The 24,372-nt window shown below is 73.8% G+C and carries 25 protein-coding genes, 2 tRNA genes and 1 other RNA gene; 19 read left to right on the forward strand and 9 right to left on the reverse strand.

Annotation, left to right across the window (positions count from 1 at the left end):
• Positions 1 to 48: 48 nt before the first annotated feature.
• The 3 genes from purD to ffs form a co-directional block, all read right to left on the reverse strand.
• Positions 49 to 1,308 (reverse strand): phosphoribosylamine--glycine ligase, encoded by a 1,260-nt coding sequence (purD, locus tag EV562_RS29350; RefSeq protein WP_133889886.1) that lies wholly within the window; start codon positions 1,306 to 1,308, stop codon positions 49 to 51.
• 137 nt (positions 1,309 to 1,445) lie between these two features.
• Positions 1,446 to 3,878 carry a DNA polymerase III subunit gamma and tau gene (locus EV562_RS29355; RefSeq protein WP_133889887.1) on the reverse strand — a complete coding sequence of 811 codons (2,433 nt, stop codon included), beginning with the start codon at positions 3,876 to 3,878 and terminating at the stop codon, positions 1,446 to 1,448.
• 45 nt (positions 3,879 to 3,923) lie between these two features.
• Positions 3,924 to 4,020: signal recognition particle sRNA small type (gene ffs, locus EV562_RS29360), an RNA gene on the reverse strand.
• Between the two features lie 73 nt (positions 4,021 to 4,093).
• Here ffs and EV562_RS29365 point away from each other — a divergent pair.
• Both EV562_RS29365 and EV562_RS29370 read left to right on the forward strand, forming a co-directional pair.
• Positions 4,094 to 4,181: transfer RNA gene (locus tag EV562_RS29365), tRNA-Ser, on the forward strand.
• Between the two features lie 314 nt (positions 4,182 to 4,495).
• Positions 4,496 to 5,335, forward strand: a complete 840-nt coding sequence (locus EV562_RS29370) for an MIP/aquaporin family protein (RefSeq protein WP_208298456.1) — start codon at positions 4,496 to 4,498, stop codon at positions 5,333 to 5,335.
• Positions 5,336 to 5,359: 24 nt separating this feature from the next.
• On the opposite strand, the gene EV562_RS29375 is transcribed toward EV562_RS29370, so the two are convergent.
• The 4 genes from EV562_RS29375 to EV562_RS29390 form a co-directional block, all read right to left on the reverse strand.
• The gene (locus EV562_RS29375) at positions 5,360 to 7,159 is read right to left on the reverse strand and encodes a copper resistance protein CopC (RefSeq protein ID WP_133889889.1); all 1,800 of its coding nucleotides are present in this window, start codon (positions 7,157 to 7,159) and stop codon (positions 5,360 to 5,362) included.
• Between the two features lie 580 nt (positions 7,160 to 7,739).
• Positions 7,740 to 8,231 (reverse strand): cupin domain-containing protein, encoded by a 492-nt coding sequence (locus EV562_RS29380; RefSeq protein ID WP_133889890.1) that lies wholly within the window; start codon positions 8,229 to 8,231, stop codon positions 7,740 to 7,742.
• Entirely contained in the window at positions 8,228 to 8,848 is a 621-nt protein-coding gene (locus EV562_RS29385) for a GNAT family N-acetyltransferase (RefSeq protein WP_133889891.1), read from the reverse strand. The genes EV562_RS29380 and EV562_RS29385 overlap by 4 nt, the downstream gene beginning before the upstream one ends.
• Entirely contained in the window at positions 8,841 to 10,925 is a 2,085-nt protein-coding gene (locus EV562_RS29390; protein WP_133889892.1) for a penicillin acylase family protein, read from the reverse strand. Before EV562_RS29390 ends, EV562_RS29385 begins: the two co-directional genes overlap by 8 nt.
• Positions 10,926 to 11,006: 81 nt before the next feature.
• On the opposite strand from EV562_RS29390, the gene EV562_RS29395 reads away from it, so the two are divergent.
• The 7 genes from EV562_RS29395 (at position 11,007) to EV562_RS29420 (ending at position 14,999) form a co-directional block, all read left to right on the forward strand.
• Complete coding sequence (locus EV562_RS29395) at positions 11,007 to 11,732, forward strand: siderophore-interacting protein (protein WP_133889893.1); 726 nt, start codon at positions 11,007 to 11,009, stop codon at positions 11,730 to 11,732.
• 25 nt (positions 11,733 to 11,757) lie between these two features.
• Entirely contained in the window at positions 11,758 to 12,360 is a 603-nt protein-coding gene (locus EV562_RS29400; protein ID WP_133889894.1) for an HhH-GPD-type base excision DNA repair protein, read from the forward strand.
• Positions 12,361 to 12,422: 62 nt separating this feature from the next.
• Positions 12,423 to 13,106, forward strand: coding sequence for an HdeD family acid-resistance protein (locus EV562_RS29405; RefSeq protein WP_133889895.1), 684 nt, complete (start codon positions 12,423 to 12,425; stop codon positions 13,104 to 13,106).
• A gap of 90 nt (positions 13,107 to 13,196) precedes the next feature.
• On the forward strand, positions 13,197 to 13,535 hold the full coding sequence (locus EV562_RS29410) for a hypothetical protein (protein ID WP_133889896.1): 339 nt from the start codon (positions 13,197 to 13,199) through the stop codon (positions 13,533 to 13,535).
• 91 nt (positions 13,536 to 13,626) lie between these two features.
• On the forward strand, positions 13,627 to 13,761 hold the full coding sequence (locus tag EV562_RS35915; RefSeq protein ID WP_279588517.1) for a hypothetical protein: 135 nt from the start codon (positions 13,627 to 13,629) through the stop codon (positions 13,759 to 13,761).
• 178 nt (positions 13,762 to 13,939) lie between these two features.
• Positions 13,940 to 14,236, forward strand: a complete 297-nt coding sequence (locus tag EV562_RS29415) for a type II toxin-antitoxin system VapB family antitoxin (RefSeq protein WP_003955420.1) — start codon at positions 13,940 to 13,942, stop codon at positions 14,234 to 14,236.
• Positions 14,237 to 14,384: 148 nt separating this feature from the next.
• The gene (locus EV562_RS29420) at positions 14,385 to 14,999 is read left to right on the forward strand and encodes a LytR C-terminal domain-containing protein (protein ID WP_133890057.1); all 615 of its coding nucleotides are present in this window, start codon (positions 14,385 to 14,387) and stop codon (positions 14,997 to 14,999) included.
• Between the two features lie 28 nt (positions 15,000 to 15,027).
• Here the strand turns inward: EV562_RS29420 and upp are convergent, their stop codons facing one another.
• Positions 15,028 to 15,663, reverse strand: coding sequence for a uracil phosphoribosyltransferase (gene upp, locus EV562_RS29425; protein ID WP_133889897.1), 636 nt, complete (start codon positions 15,661 to 15,663; stop codon positions 15,028 to 15,030).
• Between the two features lie 216 nt (positions 15,664 to 15,879).
• Here upp and EV562_RS35215 point away from each other — a divergent pair, with 216 nt between their 5' ends.
• From EV562_RS35215 to EV562_RS29465, 8 genes are all read left to right on the forward strand, one after another.
• Positions 15,880 to 16,086: a hypothetical protein gene (locus EV562_RS35215; RefSeq protein ID WP_166662054.1), complete on the forward strand. Its 207-nt coding sequence runs from the start codon at positions 15,880 to 15,882 to the stop codon at positions 16,084 to 16,086.
• Between the two features lie 478 nt (positions 16,087 to 16,564).
• Positions 16,565 to 17,125 carry a hypothetical protein gene (locus EV562_RS29435; RefSeq protein WP_133889899.1) on the forward strand — a complete coding sequence of 187 codons (561 nt, stop codon included), beginning with the start codon at positions 16,565 to 16,567 and terminating at the stop codon, positions 17,123 to 17,125.
• Positions 17,126 to 17,193: 68 nt separating this feature from the next.
• Complete coding sequence (tadA, locus tag EV562_RS29440) at positions 17,194 to 17,625, forward strand: tRNA adenosine(34) deaminase TadA (RefSeq protein WP_133889900.1); 432 nt, start codon at positions 17,194 to 17,196, stop codon at positions 17,623 to 17,625.
• A 135-nt stretch (positions 17,626 to 17,760) separates the two neighbouring features.
• Positions 17,761 to 17,845, forward strand: a tRNA-Ser gene (locus EV562_RS29445).
• A 95-nt stretch (positions 17,846 to 17,940) separates the two neighbouring features.
• The gene (locus EV562_RS29450) at positions 17,941 to 18,111 is read left to right on the forward strand and encodes a hypothetical protein (RefSeq protein ID WP_166662048.1); all 171 of its coding nucleotides are present in this window, start codon (positions 17,941 to 17,943) and stop codon (positions 18,109 to 18,111) included.
• Positions 18,111 to 18,404 (forward strand): Dabb family protein, encoded by a 294-nt coding sequence (locus EV562_RS29455; RefSeq protein WP_133889901.1) that lies wholly within the window; start codon positions 18,111 to 18,113, stop codon positions 18,402 to 18,404. The genes EV562_RS29450 and EV562_RS29455 overlap by 1 nt, the downstream gene beginning before the upstream one ends.
• A 192-nt stretch (positions 18,405 to 18,596) precedes the next feature.
• A complete protein-coding gene (locus EV562_RS29460) occupies positions 18,597 to 19,436 on the forward strand; it encodes an RNA polymerase sigma factor SigF (protein ID WP_114528682.1) in 840 nt (279 codons plus the stop codon).
• Positions 19,437 to 19,727: 291 nt separating this feature from the next.
• Positions 19,728 to 20,693 carry an RNA polymerase sigma factor SigF gene (locus EV562_RS29465; protein WP_133889902.1) on the forward strand — a complete coding sequence of 322 codons (966 nt, stop codon included), beginning with the start codon at positions 19,728 to 19,730 and terminating at the stop codon, positions 20,691 to 20,693.
• A 117-nt stretch (positions 20,694 to 20,810) separates the two neighbouring features.
• Here the strand turns inward: EV562_RS29465 and EV562_RS29470 are convergent, their stop codons facing one another.
• Positions 20,811 to 21,008, reverse strand: coding sequence for a hypothetical protein (locus tag EV562_RS29470; protein ID WP_133889903.1), 198 nt, complete (start codon positions 21,006 to 21,008; stop codon positions 20,811 to 20,813).
• Between the two features lie 205 nt (positions 21,009 to 21,213).
• Here EV562_RS29470 and EV562_RS29475 point away from each other — a divergent pair, with 205 nt between their 5' ends.
• Positions 21,214 to 21,717 (forward strand): MarR family transcriptional regulator, encoded by a 504-nt coding sequence (locus EV562_RS29475; protein ID WP_133889904.1) that lies wholly within the window; start codon positions 21,214 to 21,216, stop codon positions 21,715 to 21,717.
• Positions 21,718 to 21,726: 9 nt separating this feature from the next.
• Positions 21,727 to 24,303, forward strand: a complete 2,577-nt coding sequence (locus tag EV562_RS29480) for an MFS transporter (protein ID WP_133889905.1) — start codon at positions 21,727 to 21,729, stop codon at positions 24,301 to 24,303.
• Positions 24,304 to 24,372: the final 69 nt, after the last annotated feature.

The following is a 24,372-nucleotide window of genomic DNA, read 5'->3' on the forward strand; positions in this document are numbered from 1 at the left end:
CGGCTCCTGGGACGGAGCCGGGGCCTGCCGGGTGCGGTGACCGGGGTGTCAGGAGCGGTGCGCGCCCGCCGCCTTCGCCGCGATGTCGGTGCGGTGCTGCGAGCCGTCGAGGCCGATACGGGCGACGGCCCGGTAGGCACGGTCGCGGGCCTCGGCGAGGTCGGCGCCGGTCGCCGTGACCGACAGCACCCGGCCACCGGCGCTGACGACGGCGTCGCCCTCGGTGCGGGTGCCGGCGTGCAGGACGTAGGCGTGGGGGGCGTCCTCGGCGGCCACCGCGTCCAGGCCGGTGATCGGGTCGCCGGTGCGCGGGGTGCCGGGGTAGTTGTGGGAGGCGACGACCACGGTGACGGCCGCCTCGTCGCTCCAGCGCAGGGGCTCGAGGTCGGCGAGGTTGCCGGTGGCGGCGGCCATCAGCAGACCGGCGAGCGGGGTCTTCAGGCGGGCCAGCACCACCTGGGTCTCGGGGTCGCCGAAGCGGGCGTTGAACTCGATCACCCGCACGCCGCGCGAGGTGATCGCGAGTCCGGCGTACAGGAGTCCGGAGAACGGGGTGCCGCGCCGGCGCATCTCGTCGACGGTCGGCTGGAGCACGCTCTGCACGACCTCGTCGACCAGCTTGGGGTCGGCCCAGGGCAGTGGCGAGTAAGCGCCCATGCCGCCGGTGTTCGGGCCCTCGTCGCCGTCCAGGGCGCGCTTGAAGTCCTGGGCTGGCTGCAGCGGGCGTACGTTCTCGCCGTCGGTGACGGCGAAGAGGGAGACCTCGGGGCCGTCGAGGAACTCCTCGATGACGACGCGGTCGCAGGCGTTCGCGTGCGCGCGGGCCGCCTCGACGTCGTCGGTGACCACGACGCCCTTGCCCGCGGCCAGCCCGTCGTCCTTGACGACGTAGGGCGCGCCGAAGGCGGCGAGGGCCGCGTCGACCTCGTCGGGGTTCGTGCAGACGTAGGAGCGGGCGGTGGGCACGCCCGCGCCGGCCATCACGTCCTTGGCGAAGGCCTTGGACCCTTCCAGCCGGGCGGCCTCGCCCGAGGGGCCGAAGACCGGGATGCCCGCCTCGCGCACGGCGTCGGCGACCCCGGCGACCAGCGGCGCCTCGGGTCCGACGACGACCAGTTCGGCACCGAGCCGGGTGGCCAGCGCGGTGACGGCCGCGCCGTCGAGGGCGTCGACCTGGTGCAGTTCGGCGACCTCGGCGATACCGGCGTTGCCGGGTGCGCAGTGCAGCGCGGTGACGTCGGGGTCGAGGGACAGGGAACGGCACAGGGCGTGTTCGCGGGCGCCGCCGCCGATGACAAGGACCTTCACGGGGTGAAGCCTAATGGGAACGCGCCGGTGCGGTTTGTGCGGGCTTCCGAAGCACCGCCTCGCGCGGGGTTGTGGCTTCCTCCAGGCGGACCGGAGACCGAAGGGCCGACCGAGGGCCGGCCGACGGGACGCTCGTCCTACTCGTTGGTGATCTCCTCGACCACCGTGGCGCCCAGCTCGCGCACCAGCAGCTCCTTGCCGGAGAGCGCCGACTCGTCGAGGTCCGGGTCGTCGTCCTCGGGGATGTCGTCCTCGGGGGAGACCGGGGGCGGCTCGGGCGCGGGGGGTCGGGGCGCGGGCGCCGCGGCGGGAGCGGACGCCTGGGCCGGCGAGGAGGCCGCGGGGGACGGCGCGGGCGCCGACGGCCGCTGCGCGGGCGCGCTCCCGCCGTAGCCGCCTCCGCCACCGCCGAAGCCGCCGCCACCGGACCCGCCGAAGCCGCCGGAGGGTCCGGACCCGGGGCCGGGCGGGGGCGCCGAGCCGCCGCCGGACGGATCGACGACCGCGTCGATCTTCCACTCCACGTTGAACTGCTCGGCCAGGGCCTGCCGCAGCACGTCCTCGCTGCCGCTGCTCACGAAGTTGTCGCGGGCGCCCGCGTTGACGAAGCCGAGTTGCAGGGAGGTCCCGTCGAAGCCGGTGACCTGGGCGTTCTGGCTGAGCAGGATCCAGGTGAACCGGCGGCGGTTCTTGACCGCCTCCAGGATGTTGGGCCACAGCGCGCGGGGGTCGACCCCGGAAGCGCCCGGCGGCGGGGTGACGGGCGCGGGAGCGGGAGCCGGTGCCGGTGCCGGTGCCGGTGCCGGTGCCGCGGCGGGGCCGGAACCGGGGCCGGGGGCGGCCGGTGTGCGGGACTGTCCACCGCCCGCGGGGGCCGCCGTCGGCCATCCGCCGGGCCGGCGCCCGCCACCCGCGGGAGCGGCGGTCGGCCAGGCCCCGGGCGCGGACGCCGGAGCGGAACCGGCCGCAGGCGCGGGTGCCGACGCCGATGCCGCAGGTGCGGGTGCCGCCGCTGCGGGGGAAGGGGCGGCAGGCGCGGGAGCCGCCTCGGCGGACGCGGGCGCGGGGGCGGGCGCGACCTGCGGATGTCCCTCACCGGCTGGAGGCCGGGCGGAAGGTCCGGCGAAAGGAGCGGCTGGAGGCCCGGCTGGAGACCCGCTCGCGTCGGAGGACGGACCACCGCCCGGACCGCTCCCCGGCCCACCGCCCTGGCCACCACCCGGCGCGGCCGCCGGGGCGCCCCCGCCCTGCCCCCGTACCGCCGCCCGGGCCGCGGCGGGCCCGCCGCCCGGCGGCACCGGAGCAGCGGCGGACGGTCCGGGAACGGCGGAAGCCGCGCCCCCCGCACCGGCGTGCGCCTCGGGGCCGGGCGCGTACCCCATGGCGGGCGCGCCCGCGCCGGCCGAGAACTGCACTCCGCGCTCGATCCGGTCCAGCCGGGCCATCAGGGAACGCTCGTCGCCGTACGCGGCCGGCAGCAGCACGCGCGCGCAGATCAGCTCCAGCTGCAGGCGCGGCGAGTGGGCGCCGCGCATCTCGGTGAGCCCCTCGTTGACGATGTCGGCCGCGCGGCTCAGCTCGGCGGCGCCGAAGGACCGGGCCTGGGCCTGCATCCGCTCGACGACGTCGGCGGGGGCGTCGATGAGCCCCTTCTCCGCGGCGTCGGGCACGGCGGCGAGGATCACCAGGTCGCGGAGGCGCTCCAGCAGGTCGGTGACGAACCGCCGCGGGTCGCTGCCCCCCTCGATCACCCGGTCCACGACCTCGAAGGCGGCGGAGCCGTCCCCCGAGACGAACGACTCGACGACCGAGTCGAGCAGCGAACCGTCCGTGTAACCGAGCAGGGCGGTGGTCATGTCGTACGTCACACCGTCCGCACCGGCGCCCGCGAGCAGCTGGTCCATGACGGACATGGAGTCACGCACGGAGCCCGCGCCGGCCCGCACCACGAGCGGGAGCACGCCCTCCTCGACCGCGATCCCCTCCCGGCCGCACACCTCGGCGAGGTAGTCGCGCAGGGTGCCGGGCGGCACGAGCCGGAAGGGGTAGTGGTGGGTCCGCGACCGGACGGTCCCGATGACCTTCTCGGGCTCGGTCGTCGCGAAGATGAACTTCAGGTGCGGCGGCGGCTCCTCGACGACCTTGAGCAGGGCGTTGAAGCCCTCCGTGGAGACCATGTGGGCCTCGTCGATGATGTAGATCTTGTACCGGCTGGAGGCGGGCCCGAAGAACGCCTTCTCCCGCAGGTCACGGGCGTCGTTCACACCTCCGTTGGAGGCGGCGTCGATCTCGATGACGTCGATGGACCCCGGACCGTTGCGCGCGAGGTCGCGGCAGGACTGGCACTCGCCGCACGGCGTCGGCGTCGGCCCCTGCTCGCAGTTCAGACAGCGCGCCAGGATGCGGGCGCTGGTCGTCTTGCCGCATCCGCGCGGACCGCTGAACAGGTACGCGTGATTGACCCGGTTGTTCCGCAGCGCCTGCTGCAGCGGGTCGGTGACATGCCCCTGCCCGATGACCTCGGCGAAGGACTCCGGGCGGTAACGGCGGTAGAGCGCGAGAGACGACACGCATACGAGGTTATAGGCGCCCACCGACAACCGGACCGCCCGCAAACGAGACGCCCCCCACGCACCCGCCAGAGCCGACCTACCCTTGCTGCCTTCCGGCCCTGGGGGAGTTCAGTCAGATAGCGCCGCGTGAGGGGCTGGCCCACACGTTACCCGATGTCGGGCCCCCGGAACGAGTTCGCAAGCACTCCTCCGCGTCATGTAATGTTCTCGGCGGAGGATTCGCCTAGAGGCCTAGGGCGCACGCTTGGAAAGCGTGTTGGGGGCAACCCCTCACGAGTTCGAATCTCGTATCCTCCGCCAGTGCCTCACCGGGCACGAAGTCGAAGGGCCCCGCAGTTCGCTGCGGGGCCCTTCGACGTGTGTGCCCGACGCGTGTGTGCCCGACGCGTCGGCGGCTACGTCCGGCTCGGACCGAAAGGGCACTCCTCGTGGCTCCGGCGTTGCTCCGTAAAGGGGAAGTCTCGGGCGTCCGACAGCGGGATCACCCGATTGATCACCCTGGTGGTCTTTTTTCGGGTATGGAGCGGATTGGTCTGTTCCGTTCCAGCGAAGGAGGGCCGGTGGCCGAACGCATGGTGCGCCGACGCGGTTATCGAGAAGGCCTCGGCGGTGAGATGTGCGCCGAGTTCCTGGGGACGTTCGTCCTGATCCTGTTCGGCATCGGTTCGGTGGCCGTCGCGGTCGCCGGGCTGCCGGGATCGGGCCGGCAGGTCGTGGACTTCGGGCCCGCCAACTGGCTCATCATCGCGTGGGGCTGGGGCCTCGCCGTCGTCTTCGGCGTCTACGTGGCCGGCGGCATCAGCGGGGCGCACCTCAATCCCGCGGTGACCCTGGGCTTCGCGGTGCGGCGGGACTTCCCGTGGCGCAAGGTGCTGCCCTACTGGCTCGCACAGGTCGTGGGCGCCTTCGTCGCCGCGGCGCTCGTGTACGCCTGCTACCGGTGGGCGATCGACGCGTCCATCGCCGCGGCGGGCGAGACGCGGAAGACGTCGCTGTCGACGTACTCGATCTTCGCCACGTTCCCCGCCGAGTACTTCGGGGACTCCTGGTGGGGTCCCCTGCTCGACCAGATCGTGGGCACCGGGGTCCTGCTGCTGGTGATCTGTGCGCTCATCGACACCCGCAACACGGCGCCGACGGCCAATCTCCACCCGTACATCATCGGGCTCGTCGTCGTCGCGATCGGCCTCGCCTTCGGCACCAACGCCGGGTACGCGATCAACCCGGCCCGTGACTTCGGTCCCCGTCTGTTCACCTTCTTCGAGGGCTGGGGCGGCATCGCCCTGCCCGGGACGTTCCAGTGGTTCAGCGGCTACTGGTGGATCCCCATCGTCGGCCCGCTGATCGGCGGGGTCGTCGGGGTCCTGGTGTACGACCTGCTCATCAGCCCCGTGCTCAAGGCGCGGCTGAGCGTGCGCGAGGAAGGGCCAGCCACCGAGGAGCCCTCGCCCTGAGCGGCCGGCGGGGACCGGCGGGCCTCACGGCAGGATCCGTGTCCGCCGCTCCTCGCTCACCTGGTCCACCTCCGACACCCGGACGGTCGCCTTCATGGTCCAGACGCCGGGCAGGGGCAGCGTGAGCGTGTTGGCGCTCCAGTAGCCGCCCCGGTCGACCAGCTCCGCCTGGAGGGGGCCCACGTCCTTGCCGGGCAGGGTGAAGGCGAGGCGCAGCTCCGGTACGGCGGCCAGGCTGCCGTCGGGGCCGAAGACGACGGCCTGCACCGCGTTGTCGCCGGTGCGGCCCGGGTCCAGGGTGATCTGGACCGTGCCCCTGGCCGTCCCGCCGATCTCGAACGGGATCGTCGTGACGGACGCGGGCCGCACCCCGTCCGCCGGCCCGGCCGCCCGCGCCGTCTCCTCCGCGGTCCGGCCCGGCGGGGTGGCGGTGAGCACGGTGGTGACCGCAAGCACGACGGCGGCGACGACGGCCTCCGCGAGGACGGAGCGGCGCAGTCCGCGGCGGAGGGCGGACGCGCCGTCGGGGGCCGGTGGGCGCGCCGGCGGTGGTTCCTCCGGCGGTGGGCCGCCCACCGGTTGCGGCACCCGCTCGGGCACGCGGCCGGGCGCGGGTACGGCGGCCGGCGCCGACAGCAGCGCCGACGTCCACCGCCGGGACACGGCCGCCGCGCCCAGCAACACGGCCACCAGGACCACCTTGGCGAGCAGCAGCCTGCCGTACGTCGATCCGGTGAGCGCCTGCCAGGAGCCTAGGCCGCGCCAGGACTGGTAGACGCCGGTGACGACCAGGACGGTCACGGCGGCGAAGGCGGTCCGGGAGAAGCGGGCGACCACGGCGGCGGGCGGGGCCGGGCGCCCGGCGCGCAGGAGGGTGAGCAGGGCCGCGAGACCGCCCAGCCAGACGGCGGTGGCCAGCAGGTGCAGCACGGCGGACGTCATCGCGACCGGCACCTGCGCACCGGCCGAGGCGTGCTCGGCGGCGGCCCAGGTCAGGGCGAGGACGACGGCCAGGGCGACGCCCACCGCGGCGGCGAGCGGGGTGCGCTCCCCGAGCCGGGTCGTGCGGATCGTGCGGGCCGTGGGGGTCGTGCGGATCGTGCGGGCGAGGTACAGCGCGATCGGCGGCAGCAGCGCCAGCCTGACCAGGAGCAGGACGCCGGGGCGGGAGACGAGGGTGTCGCCCAGGGCGGTCGGTTCCAGGGCCGTCGACGGACCCGTCCCCGCCTCGTACGGGGCGCGCAGCACCAGCAGGGCGACGGTGGACGCCAGCAGGGTCCACCAGGCCGCCATCAGCGGGCGGCGCAGCGGGGCGGGGTCCGGCGGGCGGCACAGGGCCGCGAAGGCCGCGGTGCCGACGAGCAGGGCCGCGGCGAGGTAGGAGAGGTAGCGGGCGATCTTGTGGAGGGCCGCGGTGAGCGGGTCCTCGGTGGGGCCGGTGTCCACGGGTGCGGTCGCCTGCGACGGCTTGCCGACCGAGAAGGTGAAGGCGCCCGAGACGGGGTGACCGTCGGCGGACACCACCCGCCAGGCCACGGTGTACGTGCCCTCCCCCAGCTCGCCCGGCAGCGTGACCCGGGCCGTCTCGGACCGGCCGTCCGCGTGCCCGCCCTCCCCGGTGCGGACGCGGTGACCGCCCGGGTCCAGGACGCGGAAGGAGTCGTCGCGCAGGCCGACGGACTCGCTGAAGGTCAGGGTGACGCGGGCGGGGGCCCGCCGCAGGACGGATCCGTCCCCGGGGTCGGTGGAGGTGAGGGCGGCGTGGGCGGACGCCGGTCCGGCACCGCCGAGGAGGAGCAGGACCAGCAGGGCGCCCAGCAGCACCAGCCGCCGGAGCGCCCCGGCGTCCCGGCGTCGGACTTCCCGCGGGAGGGGTCGTCCGAGGGCCTGCGGGGCCGGTCGTCCGCATGCCCGCGGGGCGGGTCGTGCATATGGGCGCGGCGCGGGTCGTCCGTATGCCCGCGGGGCCGGTCGTCCGGATTCCCGCGGGGCCGGTCGTCCGGATTCCCGCGTGGCTCGACGTCCGTATGCCCGCGAGGCCGGTCCTCCGGGCTCCCGCGTCGCTCGTCGTCCGGACGCCCGAGGCACCGGTCCGCACCCGCCCGGGATCCGTCGCCGGGCTTCCGGCGGGAGGGGTCGCCCGGATGCCCGCCCGCATCCCCGCCGGGCCCGTCGCCGCTCGCGGTCCCGTCCGCCGTCGTTCCTTCGCCCCCGGCCTCCAGCGCGCGCACCGCCGCCACACCTCACGTCGCATCTCCGTCGTCGGGACCCACTGCCTCGCCGATACGTACGGACGCGGAGGCCGCCCCGCTCAGCCGCGTGCCGGGCGGCTCCTCACCACGACGGGCGGAAGGCGGCGCGGTTCACCGGGCGGCCACCGCCCCGGGCCCGCACGACCCAGGGGTCAAGGGCGGCACAGGGCCACGATCCGGGCCGCCTCGGCCGGGTAGCGCGCCGCGAGGTCGGAGGCGTCGCCGTGCTCGTAGTCCCCGTAGGTGAATCCGGGGGCCATCGTGCAGCCGAACAGCGACCAGGTGCCGCCCGTGCGGACCCGGCCGCCCATCCAGGTGCCGGCGGGCACGGTGAACTGCACGTGCTGCCCGCCCAGGACGTCCGGGCCGAGGACGGCCGTGCGCACGCCGCCGTCCGGGGCGAGGAGCAGCAGTTCGAGCGGGTCGCCGAGGTAGAAGTGCCAGACCTCGTCGGTGGGCAGGCGGTGCAGCGCCGAGTAGTCGCCCGGGCGGGCGGTGAGCAGGGCGAGGATGGCCGTCCCTGCGGGGCGGCCGTCCGGGCGCCCGGGTCCGGCCCAGGTGCGCCGGAACAGTCCGCCCTCACGGGGGATCGGCTCCAGGCCGTAGTGCGCGATCAGGTCTTCGGCGGTCGGCGCGGACGTCACCCGGGGAACGCTACCTCCCGGGGAAGGAAGGCGAGTTGCGCCTTCTTCTCGGGCAGGTACACGTCCGGCAGGTCGACCTCGGGCAGGACGACCGCGGGACCGGCGGTGAAGCCCTGCTTGAGGAAGCGGGCGACGGCCTTCTCGTTGGCCACGTCCGGGTCGACCACGATCCGCGTCCGGTCGAGGCCCAGCAGGACGTACGCCATGAGGGCACCCGAGAGGGCGGCGGTCCAGCCCGGGCGCGCGCCCTCGGCTCCGGCGGAGGCGAGGAGCAGGTGGACGCCGATGTCGCCCGGCTGGGCGGCGTAGCACTCGCCCACCCGGTCGGCCGCGGGGTCGTAGGTCTGGAGCAGGGCGACCGGCTCGCCGTCCTTGACGACCAGGAAGGCGTGGTGGGTGTCGAGGGTGTCCATGTGCGCGTAGACGTCGGCGACCTGGTGGGCCGTCAGGCCGTTCATGCCCCAGAACGCGGCCCGTTCCTCGCTCACCCAGCCATGCACCACCGCGGTGTCGGCGGCCGGGTCCAGGGGGAGGATGCGGACGGTTCCGAAACCGTCCAGCCGCTGCTCGTGGACGGCGGTCCGGTCGGCGTAGCGGACGGGGTGCGGGTCAGTCATCGGATTCCTTCGTGAGCCGGGCGAAGTCGGTGATCACCGGGACGAGTTCCCCGGCGAGCCACAGGGGCTGCTGGTCGCGGTGGTGGGGCGCGCCGGGGACGCCCGAGGCTCCGTGCGGCACCACCCAGCGGCTGTCGGCGCGGTCGGCCAGGTCCCAGACGTACCGGGCGGCGGGGCCGCGCGCGGCGCGGTCGGTGAGGCCGGGCACCGGGGAGGTGCACAGCACGCAGTCGTGGTCGCCGGAGAGGCCGGGTTCGTCCGCCGGGGCGGCGGCGTCCGGCAGCGCCCGCCAGGGGGCCAGGCGATGGGTGTCGCCCCAGGTGCCCGCGGGCGGGTCCGCCGCGACCTCCTCCAGCGCCGCGCGCACGGCCGCGGTGCGGTCGATGCCGTACAGGTCGTCCGCGCGCAGGAGGTGTTCCAGGGCGTACGCGACGCGCGGCACCAGGGCGAGCCACGGCTGCAGCACCTCGGGGTACGCGGGCGGCACGGAGGCGGCCGCCAGGACCGGGTGGGCCGCGAGGGCGCGGACCACCGCCGTGCGCACGGCCGCGTAGGCGGCCGCCCCGGTGCTGCCGGCGTCCATGCGGCGGTCCCAGGCGACGAGGCGGTCGCGGAGGGCCGCGGCCGCGGGGGTGAGGCCGGTCAGGGCGGCGAGGTGGTCCAGGAGCGATGCCGCCGAGCCCAGCAGGGTGTCCGTGTGGATCGCGGGCAGGTCGGCCGCGGACCAGCGCTCCCTGGTCGCGAGCAGGGCCGCGATGCGGTCGGCGCGGTGCGGCGGCGCGAACTCGACGCCGAGCGGGGCGGCCGGGCCGCGCTGGTTGGCCATCACGGCGACGCCGTCGGTGAGCCCCGCGCGGGGCGGGGTGTGCCAGCCGGTCCACTCGTGGCCGGGTTCCCAGGCCGGTACGGGGCACCGTCGGTCGGCGTCCGGCCGTACCGGCACGCGGCCCGCGACCCGGTGCAGCAGGCCGCCCTCGGTGTCGGCGGCCTGCACCACGTTGACCGGCTCGGCCCACGCGTCCAGGGCGCGGTCCACGTCGGCGACGTCGCGGGCCCGCAGCAGCGGCAGCAGGGCGCCGAAGCCGAGTTCGGCGGTGACCCGGGGCGGGTAGCGCAGGCTGAGGGCGCCCGGGGTGCCGTCGTCGAGGCCCTCGGGGCCACCGGCGATCACCGGGCCGCGGGCGGTCTCGATGATCTCGACCTCGACGCTCTCCTCCCCGGCGACGTCGACGCGTTCCGTGTGCCGGACGGCGCGGTGCCAGGCGCCGTCCGGGCCGAGTGCCTCGACTCCGGCGCCGGTGCGGCGCAGGCGCTCCCGGTACAGGTCCTGGTAGTCGGCCATGGCGTTGGTGATGGCCCAGGCGACCGTGCCGGTGTGGCCGAAGTGGGCGATGCCGGGGACGCCGGGCACGGCGAGGCCGACGACGTCGAACTCCGGGCAGGACAGGTGGATCTGCTGGTAGACGCCCGGGTCCTCGATCCAGCGGTGTGGGTCGCCCGCGATGAGCGCGTGCCCGGTGGTGGTCCGTCCGCCGCTCACCAGCCAGCCGTTGCTGCCCGCGGTGCCGGGGCCGTCGGCGGCGAACAGGGGGACGGCCGCCGGGCCGAGGTGCGCGGTGATGTGCTCGCGCCAGAGCTTGGCGGGGAAGCCGGCGAAGAGGATGTGCGTGGCGAGCCACACGCCGAGCGGGGTCCAGGGTTCCCAGCGGCCGGGGGCGAGTCCGGTGCGGGCGAACTCCGGCGCGGGCCGGCCTCCCGGGTGTTCGGCGAGCCCTTCGTTCACGCCGTCGACGTACGCCCGCACCCAGGCGGCCGTCTCCGGGTCCTTCCGCTCCAGGGCGGTGAAGCAGCGGCGGGCGGTGTCCGCGAGCCGGGCGCGGCGGGCGAGCCGGTCCCAGGACAGGGCCTCGGGTCCCAGGAAGGACGCGGAGGTGCCCTGGGCGCGGCGCCGCTCGACCTCCAGTTGCCAGGCGCGGTCCCGGGCGGTCACCCGGCCCTGGGCGCGGGCGAGTTCGGCCGCGCCGTCCGCGCGCAGGTGCGGTATTCCCCAGGCGTCGCGGTACGTCTCGGCGCTCACCCCTGTGCCTCTACTTTCCTTTAGGTTAGGCTCACCTAAGTTTTTGTCGTGGCCGAATAGTACGTGAAGGGTGAAGGAACCATGGGGCAGGGGCGGGGCTGGGAGGGCGCGGTCCTCAAACTGATGCGCGCGAAGGACTTCGCGTTCACCGTGACGGACACCGAGGACGTGACCCCGCACTACCGGCGGCTGCGGCTGACCGACGGCGGCATGCTGGCGGCGACCGGGGTGCACCCCACGATGTGGGTGCGGCTGTGGTTCGACAACGCGGGCAGGCCGCACCAGCGCGGGTACACGCTGGTCGACCCGGACCCGGTGGCCGGCACCTTCGCCCTGGAGTTCGCCCTGCACGAGGGGTGCGCGAGCGACTGGGCGCGGGCGGCGAAGCCGGGGGACACGATCGAGGCGACCGTCCAGGGCAGCGGCTTCGAAGAGCCGCGGCCCCTCCCGTCGCGGGTCTTCGCGGTCGCCGACCCGGCCTCCCTGCCCGCCCTCAACTCCCTCCTGGACGCGCTGGGCCCCGTGCCCGCGACCGTCTGGTTCGAGGGCGACCCCGCCGACGGCCTGCCCTTGCGCACCGTCCCCGGGCGGCACGAGGTCCGCGCGGTGCCCCGCCGGGACGCCGGGGCGCGGCTGGTGGCGCGGGTGAAGGAGGAGCTGCCCGAGCTGCTGCGGGCCGCCTCCGAGCCGTACGTCTGGATCGCCTGCGACACGGCGACCACGCGGACGCTGGCCGCGTACGCCCGCAAGGAGCTGGGCGTACCGAAGCAGCGGGTGAACGCGCTGGGGTACTGGCGCGCGACCTGAGCCCCGACACGCGATCATCGTGACCATGGACGTCACACTTCACCTCGCCCAGGACCCCGAGGCCGACGAACTCCTCGGGCGCAGTCCGCTCGCCGCGCTGGTCGGCATGCTGCTCGACCAGCAAGTGCCCATGGAGTGGGCGTTCAAGGGCCCGTCGACCATCGCCCGGCGGATGGGCGCGGAGGACCTGGACGCGCACGACATCGCGGCCCACGACCCCGAGGCGTTCGCCGCGCTGCTCTCCGAGAAGCCGGCCGTGCACCGCTATCCCGGTTCGATGGCGGGGCGGGTGCAGCAGCTGTGCCGGTACCTGGTCGAGACGTACGACGGTGACGCCGAGGGCGTGTGGCGCGGGGTGTCCACCGGCAAGGAGCTGCTGAAGCGGCTCCAGGAACTGCCGGGCTTCGGCAAGCAGAAGGCCCAGATCTTCCTCGCGCTGCTCGGCAAGCAGTTCGGCGTCCGCCCCGAGGGGTGGCGCGAGGCCGCGGGGGTGTACGGGGAGCCCGACTCCTTCCGGTCGGTCGCGGACATCCGGGGGCCGGAGTCGCTGACCAAGGTGCGGGCGCACAAGCAGGAGATGAAGGCGGCGGCCAAGGCGGCCAAGGCCGCGAAGACCTCCGGCACCTAGGACGTCAGCCCCGTGGACCCGCTCCGGTGGCGCGGGCGCCGGCGCCGCTCGCAGCATGGGGCATGACCGAACCACCGAGCCCCTCCCCCGGCGGGACGCCGTACGACGATCGCGGGGTGCACTCCCGGCACGGGACCCGCGGTCCGGGCGCCGGACGGCAGGAGCACGAGCCCGAGCCCGCCTTCGAGGGCCCCCTGCACGCGCTGTCCCGCGTCGCCTGGCAGACGGTGCTGTTCACCGGTGCCGCCTCGCTGGTCCTGGGCGTGCTGGTCCTGGTCTGGCCGCAGGCCTCGCTGCGCGCGGCCGGCGTGCTCTTCGGCCTCTACCTCGTCATCAGCGGCGTTCTGCAACTGGCCGCCGCCTTCGGCACGCACCGCAGGACCTCGCTGCGGGTGCTGGCCTTCATCAGCGGCGCCGTGTCGATCCTGCTGGGCCTGTTCTGCTTCCGCGGCCTCCTGCAGTCGGTGCTGCTGCTCGCGCTGTGGATCGGCATCGGCTGGCTGTTCCGCGGCGTCACGCAGATCGTGGCCGCCGCGCACGATCCGGCGATGCCGGCGCGCGGCTGGCACGTCGTCCTCGGCGTCGTCACCGTCGCCGCCGGCATCGTCCTGATCGACTCGCCGGTCGAGTCGGCCACCGTCCTCATGCTGGTCGGCGGCTGGTGGCTGATCGTCGTCGGCGTCGTCGAGATCGTCACCGCCGTACGGCTGCGCGGGCTCGCCGGCCGGACGCCCCGCGGCCTGTGACCGGCGCCCGCCCACCGCTCCGTACGCCGAGCGGGCGGTTCTCGTCCCCGGTGCGGTGGCCGGTGCACGCCGGGCGGGGACACGACTGAGGTGAGACCGGCACCGCACGCCGTCACCGCCGTCCGCGCCCGGGGCGCGTGTCTGCGGGCCCTGGTGCTGCTGCTCGTCCTGGTCGTGCCCTGCACGCCCGTGGCGGAGCGGGCGGTGCCGGTCGCGGCGGTGGCCGGTGCGGGCGGCGCGGCGGGGGAGTACGACCACCTCGACACCGCCCTGCGCACTCCGGCCCGCGGCGTCCGGCGGGCGGCCGTGGTCCGGCCCCTCCCGCCGCACTTCGGGACCGACCACCGTTTCCTCCCGCGCCTCGACGCTCCTGCCGTGCGGGCCGCCGACCTCCCCCGCGGCCCGCGCTCCGTGGTTCTGCGCTGCTGACCGTCCCTCCCGGCCGCCGGCCCGCCCGCCGGTCCGCCGGTCCACCGCGAACAGGAACGGACACCCGGAGCACCAGGAACGAGGAATCCCCATGCCCAACGACCCCTACGCCGTCCTGCGCGCCCTCCTGCGCGCCGAGGCTGCCCGCCGCGCTCCCAAGCCCGGCACCGCGCCGCGGGCAGCCGGCGAGCAGCGGCTCCCGTCGCGGGAATCGGGGCGCGGCTGACACCCGCCCGCCCACGGGCGGCGGAGGCGGGACACCTGGCGCCTCCGCCGCCGGGGACTCGTACGACGCCGGCCTCCCGGGCCCGTTGGCGCTTTGGTCCCGTTTACGGCGTCTTTTCCGGCGCCGCACTCCGGCGCCATGGCTGCGCCCGCATCGTCCGGGCCGGTAGGCTTTCCGTGTGATCTTCAAGCGCATCGGAAACGGCCGGCCGTACCCCGACCACGGCCGGGAAAGCACCCGGCAGTGGGCGGACGTCGCTCCGCGCCCGGTCCGCCTCGATCAGCTCGTGACGACCAAGGGCCAGCTCGACCTGGAAACCCTTCTGGCCGAGGACTCCACCTTCTACGGCGACCTCTTCGCGCACGTCGTGAAGTGGCAGGGGGACCTGTACCTGGAGGACGGCCTGCACCGGGCGGTGCGGGCCGCGCTGCAGCAGCGTCAGGTGCTGCACGCCCGCGTCCTCGAACTCGGCTGACCGGGCTCCCGCAGCCTTCCGGCGAGGCCGCGCTTGACCCTTTCGGGTTGCCTTGCGACCGAACCGCGGAACGTCGACTGATCATCTAATAGGCATCGCCGCTCCCGCGCATTACGCTGCGCCCATGAGCATGCTGACTCCTCCCGGCATGGGCGGCCAGTACAAGATCACGGGGGGCAAGTACCCGCGGATGCGCCCGGCCCGGCGACGCGGCCGTCTCGCCTTCGTGGGCGTCGCCTGCGTCACCGTCCTCGCCGTGCTCGGCTGGGGGACGCTGCAGCTCATCGACGTCTTCACCGGCGGCGACAAGGCTTCGGCGGCCGGCGCCGCGGGCTGTGTCACCACGGCGCGGGCGAGCGCCTCGCCGGCCGCCGCGGTGCTGCCGAAGCCCGGTCAGATCACCGTCAACGTGCTCAACGCGACCACCCGCAGCGGCCTGGCGCAGAAGACCGCCGACGAGCTGAAGAAGCGCGGCTTCCGCGTGGGCGACGTGAGCAACGCGCCCAAGGAGTACGACAAGAAGGTCGAGGGCACCGGCCTCCTGCTCGGCCCGGACGCCGCCCTGAAGAGCTCGCTGACCGTGCTCGGCACCCAGCTGTCCGGCGCCGAGCGCCGCACCGACGCGGCCCGCAAGGGTGCCGCCCTCGACCTGATCATCGGCAACGGCTTCAAGGGGCTGACGAAGCGGGCGGACGCCGACACGGCGCTGGCCGAGCTGGCCGCGCCGCGGCCGGCGCCCGCCGCGAAGAAGAAGAGCTGCTGAGCAGCGGCCCCGGGCCCTGTCCGGGGTCCTACTCGGCCGCTCCGTACATCCGGTCGCCCGCGTCGCCGAGGCCCGGCACGATGTAGCCCTGCTCGTTGAGACGCTCGTCGACCGAGGCCGTCACGACGGTCACCGGGGTGCCGGCCAGCTCGCGCTCCATCACCTCGACGCCCTCGGGGGCCGCCAGCAGCACCACGGCCGTGACGTCGTCGGCGCCGCGCCTGATCAGCTCCTGGATGGCGGCGACCAGCGTGCCGCCGGTGGCCAGCATCGGGTCCAGGACGTACACCTGGCGTCCCGAGAGGTCGTCCGGCATGCGGGTGGCGTAGGTGGAGGCCTGCAGCGTCTCCTCGTTGCGCACCATGCCGAGGAAGCCCACCTCGGCGGTCGGCAGCAGCCGGACCATGCCGTCGAGCATGCCGAGACCGGCGCGCAGGATCGGCACCACCAGCGGGCGCGGGTGGGAGAGCTTGACGCCGGTGGTCTGCGTGACCGGCGTCTGGATGTCGACCTGTTCGGTGCGCACGTCGCGCGTGGCCTCGTAGGCGAGCAGGGTGACCAGCTCGTCGGCGAGACGGCGGAAGGTCGCGGAGTCGGTGCGCTGGTCGCGCAGCGTGGTGAGCTTGTGGGCGACCAGGGGGTGGTCGACGACGTGGAGACGCATGTCCCCCACAGTAACCGGGCCCCGTGGGGGCGGCGTCCCCGCGGCGGGCAAGGCCCCGGACCCGGCTCCACTCGTTCGCGGGCGTCAAACCGCCCGAGTGGGGGAAGGCGGGAAGGACGGACGCTGGGTGGTGAGACTGTGCCTGACCGGGACTTCCACGACACACGGTCCTCCGGGACGGACCGGAGGACGGGACGCGGGGCCGAACCGAGTGCGGTGCCGGAGCGCGGGCCGGACCGCGGACCGGACCGCGCCACGCCGCGGGAGCGCGAGCTGGAACGCGAGGCCGAACGGCGTCGGCGCCGGGCCCAGTTCCTGCGCGACCTGGCGGAGGCCCGCCAGCTGCGGGACCGCGTGCAGCCGCGCCGCGCCAAGACCGCCCGGCTGCGGCACGCGATGCGCATGCGCACCTTCCGCTGGTAGCCCAGCCCCGGCCCGCCTCCACCCGCGGCCACGGCCCGGGCCCGGGGCTCCCGGGGTCCCCGGCCCCCGGCCTCGCGACCTTGCGGCTCCCGGCCCCCGGCCTCGCGACCTTGCGGCTCCCGGCTCCGGGCTCCGGGCTCCGGGCTCCCGGCCGGCCTCGCCGAGAACTTCCTGAGCCGGCCGGGGAAGATCGTGCGCCGCGCCGATGTTGGTGGTGACGGACGTACCCGGGGACGGCGAGAATCCGCGTACGATCCGCACGTGGCGGCGACGAGGGCGCTGCTGGGCGGCTGTCCGGGAGCGCACCTTCCGGGAAGCCGGTCAAAACAGCCGGACACAGGGCGCCGAAGACGTCCCCTGAGTGCCTTGTTTCTGCCACGATTCCGAGTGGGTGGGGCTCGGAGCACCGCTCCCCCGCCCGTAGCCTCCGCCGGGGGGATCCCCAACCGGCACGCCTAGGACCAGTGGGAGAGTCACGGTGTACTTCGCCGCACTGCTCGCGCGCACCGAAGACGGGTGGGAAGCGAGCGACACAGAGCTCGACGATGTGGAAACCCTGTCGGATCTTGCCGACCTGGCCCGGGAGGCCTCTCCCGACGAGGACACGGTGCTCGTGCTGATCGAGCAGGAGGACGCGTGGTTCGGAGTCGTCCGGGTGGACGGCGAGGAGGACCCTCGCATCTACGTCTCGGACGCGGCCGCGGCCGCCCGCAGCAGCTACGGCGAGATCCTGCTCACCGACGAGCTGCTCGGCCGGGAACCGGGTGAGGACGGCGACGACCTCGACGCCCTCGACCTCGACGGCACGGAGGACGGCGAGTCCGACGACGACGCGGACGAGGACGACGACGGCGTCGGCGACGGCTCCGCCGCGGCCGCCCCTTCGGGTGAGGCCGTGCCGCACGGGCCGGTCGGCGACGCGGAGGTCCTCGACGACCTCGGCGTGAGCGAGAAGGAACTGCGCTCGATGTCCGGGGACGCGGTCGGGGAGATCGCCGAGGCGCTCGGGGTCTCGGACGTCCTGGAGACCGTCCGCTGACCGCGCCGGCCGAGGAGGACCCCGAGGAGGCACCGCCCGACCCGGTGCGCGACCCGTGGCGGGCAGCGATGCGGCTCGCCCTGGCCGAGGCCGGGCGGGCCGCGGAGGGCGGGGACGTACCGGTCGGCGCCGTCGTCCTGGCGCCGGACCGCCGTACCGTGCTCTCCGCGGGGTACAACGAGCGCGAGGCCACCGGCGACCCGACGGCCCACGCGGAGGTCCTCGCCGTCCGGCGGGCCGCCGCGGTACTGGGCGAGTGGCGGCTGACCGGCTGCACGCTCGTCGTCACCCTGGAGCCCTGCACGATGTGCGCGGGCGCGCTCGTGCAGTCCCGCGTGGACCGGGTGGTCTACGGCGCCCGGGACGACAAGGCGGGCGCGGCCGGCTCCCTGTGGGACCTCGTCCGCGACCGTCGGCTCAACCACCGTCCCGAGGTCGTCGAGGGCGTGCTCGCGGACGACTGCGCCCACCTGCTCACGGACTTCTTCCGCGACCGCTGACCCGCGCCGCACGAGGGCGCGGGCCGCCGTCCGGACAGGGGCCCGGACGAGTGGCCGGACAGGGGCCCGGACGGGTGTCCGTCGGGCGCGATACCGATTTCGGAGCATGCCGCCCCGTGCTGTAAGGTCTCTCTCGGTAGCGTGTCCGAGCGGCCGAAGGAGCTCGCCTCGAAAGCGAGTGTGGCGCAAGTCACCGAGGGTTCAAATCCCTCCGCTACCGCTCTTGAAGGGCCCCGTCGAAAGACGGGGCCCTTCGTGCGATCATGAGCGACCGACAGGCATGGGTCGAAAGGGACAGGGGAGGCCGCGGTGGCGGTGAACTCGAAGAAGATCGCCGTCTATGTGCTCGTGGTCTTCGTGCTGTACGTGATCATCACTGATCCGGCCAAGGCAGCCGACTACGTGCAGATAGGTTTCCAGGGCATATCCGACGCGGCGGGCGCCGTGGGCGACTTCATGACCTGGGCCGCCAACGGAGGAGAGTGATGATCCGCCATCTCGTGCTGTTCAAGCTGAACGACGGCGTCGAGCGCGACGACCCGCGCGTCGTGGAGGGCGTCGAGGCCTTCCGGGCGCTCGGCGGCCAGATCGAGGACCTCCGCTTCTGGGAGTGTGCCTGGAACATCAGCGACCGGCCCATCGCCTACGACTTCGCCATCAACTCGGCCGTGGACGACGCCGACGCCCTGAAGCGCTACCTCGAACACCCGGCGCACCAGGCGGGTGTCGCGCTGTGGCGCGAGTTCGCCACCTGGGTGATCGCCGACTACGAGTTCTAGTACGACCGCAGGCCCCCACGGCGCTCCGGACCGTGCCCCGGCCCCGCACCAGCTCGGTGCGGGGCCGTTCCGCGTTCACTCAACACGACGGTATGCGGTGCTTGCACACAGTGGACATGTCTTGTGATGCTATGACCGCTTTTGACGGATGAGTTGACGGAGAAGTTGACAGATCACGAGGTGGAGTTGACCGTGCCGGCCAGTACTGCGCCTCAAGCACCGCCCGCACCGCCCGCCCAGGCCCAGGAGGCACCCGCGCCGCAGCGCAGCCGGGGCGCCGACACCCGGGCCCTGACCCAGGTGCTCTTCGGCGAACTGAAGGACCTCACCCCGGGCACGCCGGAGCACGACCGGGTGCGCGCCGCGCTCATCGAGGCCAACCTCCCGCTGGTGCGCTACGCCGCGGCCCGGTTCCGCTCCCGCAACGAGCCGATGGAGGACGTCGTCCAGGTCGGCACCATCGGGCTCATCAACGCCATCGACCGCTTCGACCCGGAGCGGGGGGTGCAGTTCCCGACGTTCGCCATGCCCACGGTGGTGGGGGAGATCAAGCGGTACTTCCGCGACAACGTCCGCACGGTGCACGTGCCGCGCCGGCTGCACGAGCTGTGGGTGCAGGTAAACAGCGCCACCGAGGACCTGACCACCGCCTTCGGGCGCTCCCCGACGACCGCCGAGATCGCCGAGCGGCTGCGCATCACCGAGGAGGAGGTGCTGTCCTGCATCGAGGCGGGACGGTCCTACCACGCCACCTCGCTGGAGGCCGCCCAGGAGGGCGACGGGCTGCCCGGGCTGCTCGACCGGCTCGGCTACGAGGACCCGGCCCTCGACGGGGTCGAGCACCGCGACCTGGTGCGTCACCTGCTCGTCCAACTCCCCGAGCGGGAGCAGCGGATCCTGCTGCTGCGCTACTACAGCAACCTGACGCAGTCCCAGATCAGCGCGGAACTCGGCGTCTCCCAGATGCACGTCTCGCGGCTGCTGGCCCGCAGTTTCCAGCGGTTGAGGTCCGCGAACCGGATCGACGCGTAAGCTCGACAGGGATCAGCGCAGGATCGAAAGCGCGAGCGAGGGGTCACCGGGAAGAGCGAATCGCTCACCAGGGCCGTTGCGGGCGGAATCGGGCTGAAAGCCCGTCAGACCCCCTGTTTCCAGGGGGTATTCGCATCTCGGATGTCGACATGTCACTACAGCGTGTTGCCGACATGTGACATTCTGCCGGAGACGCGTTTGCCGGAGCTTCGGCTCCGGTATTCAGGTGAAGGCTGCGTTCCCGGCGTGGGAGCGTGTGCCGCGACCGTCCCGCGACCCAAAGGGGGTGGCATGTCCGCAGAACAGGGCAGCTCGAAGGTGCTCGCGCTCGCGGAGAGCGAGACCCCGCCCGACTCGATCGAGGCGCTGGCCGCCGTCGAGCCCGTCGGACCCATCGACTCCGTCGGCCCCGTCGGCCCGGTCGAGGACCCCCGGGCCGGCGACGCCGTGCCGGACCTCGACGCCGTGCCGGCCCAGGCCCTCCCCGCCACGGAGGCCATCGACACCCGCACCCTGTCCCGCTCCCTGTTCCTGCGGCTCGCCGCGCTCGGCGAGGACAGCCCCGAGCGCGCCTACGTCCGGGACACCCTGATCGAGCTCAACCTCCCGCTGGTGCGCTACGCCGCCGCGCGCTTCCGCTCCCGCAACGAGCCGATGGAGGACATCGTCCAGGTCGGCACCATCGGCCTGATCAAGGCCATCGACCGCTTCGACTGCGAGCGGGGGGTCGAGTTCCCGACGTTCGCCATGCCGACCGTCGTCGGCGAGATCAAGCGGTTCTTCCGCGACACCTCGTGGTCGGTGCGCGTCCCGCGCCGCCTGCAGGAGCTGCGCCTGGCGCTGACCAAGGCCAGCGACGAGCTGTCCCAGAAGCTGGACCGCTCCCCGACGGTCGGCGAGCTGGCCGCCGTGCTCGGCGTCTCCGAGGAGGACGTCGTCGACGGCCTCGCGGTGGGCAACGCGTACACCGCCTCCTCGCTGGACTCCCCGGCCCCGGAGGACGACGGCGGCGAGGGCTCGCTGGCGGACCGCCTGGGCTACGAGGACACCGCGCTCGAGGGCGTGGAGTACCGCGAGTCCCTCAAGCCGCTGCTGGCCAAGCTGCCGCCCCGGGAGCGGCGGATCATCATGCTGCGCTTCTTCGCCAACATGACCCAGTCGCAGATCGGCGAGGAGGTCGGCATCTCGCAGATGCACGTCTCGCGGCTGCTCACCCGGACCCTGTCGCAGCTGCGCGAGGGCCTCATCTCCGACTGAGCCCGCGGCCCGCGACGGCCGACGGGACAGCGCGGCGACCGCCGCGGCACCTCGGGGGTGCCGCGGCGGTCGCCTTCGCCGTGTTCCGGTACCGGCCCCGGAGGGCCGGGTGCCGTCCTAGCCGAGCGCCAGCCAGGCCACGGCCGCGACGACGATCACGGCGGCGACGATGCCGACGATCAGGCCGACGCGGGGCCCGGAGGAGGCGGCGGGGGCCGCCTGCCGAGTCTGCGGGGCGTCGTCGACGAACGCGCGGAACATCTGGGTGCTGCCTGCGGGGTCGTTATTGCCCTGGGGGCCCTGGGTGTTAGCCATGGGCCGAGACACTAGCGAATCCCCGGGTGCGGCCCAAGTGCGGGGCCACCGAGTGCTCTTGACCCGGTCCACCCCTTATCACCTGCGCATTTACTTTCGCAATACTTGCCTTTGCCAACTTTTTATGCCGCGCGGGCCCTTTTTGTTTGCCTGTAGCAACCAACTGATCCTATGGTTGCCCTAAGCAACGAATCGGGAGGTGCGCATGGCCGAGAAGGCGCAGTACGAGGAGCTGATCCGCCAGTTCAGCGCCTTCGGCGCCGTGAAGCGGGAGATGGGTCGGCTGCTGCCGTCCGACTGCCCCGGCGGGTCCGTCGCCGTACTGACGCTGCTCGGCCGCCACGGGGACATGCGCATGAGCAAGCTCGCGGAGCTGCTCGCGGTCGACATGTCGGTGACCAGCCGCCACGTGGCCCACGCCGCGGAGCGCGGCTGGATCGAACGTTTCCCCGACCCCGCGGACAAGCGCTCGCGCATCCTGCGCCTGACGCCCGTCGGGCAGGACCAGCTCGACGAGATCGCCGAGCGGTCCACCCAGCTGCTCTCGCACCGCCTGAGCGACTGGTCCGACGACGAGGTCGGCCAGCTCTCCCGGCTCATGGCCCGCCTCAGGGCCAGCTTCGACGACTGCCGGGCCCCCGCGGCCCGGCCTCCCGCACTGTCCGGGGACGAACAGTCCACCCGTACACCCGCGATCACCATCAAGTAAAGGAAGTCCATGGCAACGACCACACCAGCCGGTGTGCGGGCTCATGCCAAGCACGGGGGAGGCTCCACCGGAGACGCTCCGATGACGCACCGGCAGATCATGGAGGCACTGTCCGGGCTGCTGCTCGGCATGTTCTGCGCGATCCTGTCCTCGACCATCGTCACCAACGCCCTGCCCGAGATCATCGGGGACCTCGGTGGCGGCCAGAGCGCCTACACCTGGGTCGTCACCGCCTCGCTGCTGACGATGACCGCGTCCACCCCGCTGTGGGGCAAGCTCGCGGACCTCTTCAGCAAGAAGGCCCTGGTCCAGATAGCCCTGATCGTCTACGTCATCGGTTCCGTCGTGGCCGGTCTGTCGCAGAACCCCGCGATGCTGATCACCGCGCGGGCCATCCAGGGCCTGGGCGCCGGCGGTCTGTCCGCCCTGGCCCAGATCATCATGGCCGCGATGATCTCCCCGCGTGAGCGCGGGCGCTACTCCGGCTACCTCGGCGCGACCTTCGCCGTCGCCACCGTCGGCGGCCCGCTGCTCGGCGGCGTGATCACCGACACCAGCTGGCTCGGCTGGCGCTGGTGCCTCTACGTCGGCGTCCCCTTCGCGATCCTCGCGCTGATCGTGCTGCAGAAGACCCTGCACCTGCCGGTGCTGAAGCGGAAGGTCAAGGTCGACTGGGCCGGCGCCTTCTTCGTCACCGCGGCCGTCTGCCTGCTGCTCGTCTGGGTCACCTTCGCGGACGACAAGTACGACTGGATGTCCTGGCAGACCGGCGTCATGGTCGGCGGCGCGATCGTGCTGACGCTGCTCTTCCTGCTCGTCGAGTCGAAGGCCAGCGAGCCGATCATCCCGCTGCGCCTGTTCAGGAACCGCACCATCACCCTGGCCTCGCTGGCCTCGCTGTTCGTCGGTATCGCGATGTTCGCGGGCACCGTCTACTTCAGCCAGTACTTCCAGCTGGCCCGGGACAAGTCCCCGACCATGTCGGGCGTCATGACCATCCCGATGATCGGCGGTCTGTTCGTCTCGTCCACGGTCTCCGGTCAGATCATCACCAAGACCGGCAAGTGGAAGGGCTGGCTGCTGGCCGGCGGTGTGCTGCTGACGGCGGGCCTCGGCCTGCTCGGCACCATGCGCTACGACACCCCCTACTGGCACATCGCGATCTTCATGGCGCTGATGGGCCTCGGCGTCGGCATGATGATGCAGAACCTGGTGCTCTGCACGCAGAACCAGGTGGCCCCGAGCGACCTGGGTGCGGCGTCCTCCACGGTCACCTTCTTCCGGTCCCTCGGTGGCGCGGTGGGCGTCTCGGTGCTCGGCTCCGTGATGTCGACCCGGATCAGCCACTACGCCTCGGACACCATCGGCCAGCTCAGCCCGCAGGAGCAGGCGGCGGCGGCCAAGGCCGCCGGTGGCAGCTCGATCCCCGACATGGACCTGCTGCCCCCCGGCATCCGTGAGTGGCTGGAGAGCGCCTACGGGCACGGCATCGCCGACATCTTCCTGATCGTCGCCCCGATCGCCCTGCTCGCCTTCCTGGTGACGCTGTTCATCAAGGAGGTCCCGCTGCGCACCAAGGGCGCCCTCGCCCAGGCGTCGGAGTCCTCGGCCGAGGCCGTGCCGCCGGTGGGGGGCACCCCCGCGGAGGCCGTCCTCGTCGCCGACGAGCCGGTTCCGGCCGGTGCGATGGCGGCCGCGTCGGCCACGCCCTCGGGTGCCTCGGCCTCGGTCGCCTCGGACACCTCGGCCTCCCCGGCCGCCACGCAGCGGCTCGCCGCCGTCGCCACGACGGCCGGCTCCGGTGAACCGCAGGCCCCCGTGTCCGGCGGCATCCCGGTCCGCGGCTTCGTCCGCGGCGCCGAGTCCGCCCCGGTCCCGCAGGCAGCCGTCACGCTGATCTCGCTGGCCGGCCGCCAGCTCGGCCGGTCCGTCGCCCAGGCCGACGGCTCCTACGCCGTCGACGCGCCGAGCGCCGGGTCGTACGTGCTGATCGCCTCCGCCGACGGCTTCCAGCCGCAGGCGTCGACGATCGTCGTCAACGACGAGCCGGTCGCCTACGACATCCTGCTCAGCGGCACCAGCGGGCTCACCGGCCTGGTGCGGGCCGTGGAGAGCGGGCTGCCGGTCAAGGACGCCATGGTGATCGTCACCGACGTGCGCGGTGACCTGCTGGCCAGCGCCGCCACCGGTGAGCAGGGCGAGTTCGCCTTCACCGAGCTGGTGCCGGGCACGGTGACCGTCGCGGTGAACGCCGCCGGCTACCGGCCGCGCGCGCTGCCGCTGGAGGTCGGCGGCACGGGCGTCACCCGGGTCGAGGTCGACCTCCAGGCCGGTGCGCAGGTCCAGGGCGTCGTGCGGGCCCCGCACGGTCCGCTGGCCGACGCCCGCGTCACCCTGGTCGACGCGGCGGGCAACGTGGTCGGCACGGCCACCACCGGCACGGACGGGGCGTACGCCTTCACCGACCTGGACGCCGGTGAGTACACCGTCATCGCGACCGGCTACCCGCCGGTCGCCACCGCCCTGACGGTCGCCGGCTCCGGTGCCGACGGCCACGACATCGAGCTCGCCCACCCCGGCGAGTAGCAGGGCCCCGGCCCGTGGTGGCGTGCGCGCTCTGAGCGGAGGTGCGCCCGCCCCCACGGGCCGGTTTCT

Source organism: Streptomyces sp. BK208, assembly GCF_004364245.1.
Taxonomy (GTDB): domain Bacteria; phylum Actinomycetota; class Actinomycetes; order Streptomycetales; family Streptomycetaceae; genus Streptomyces.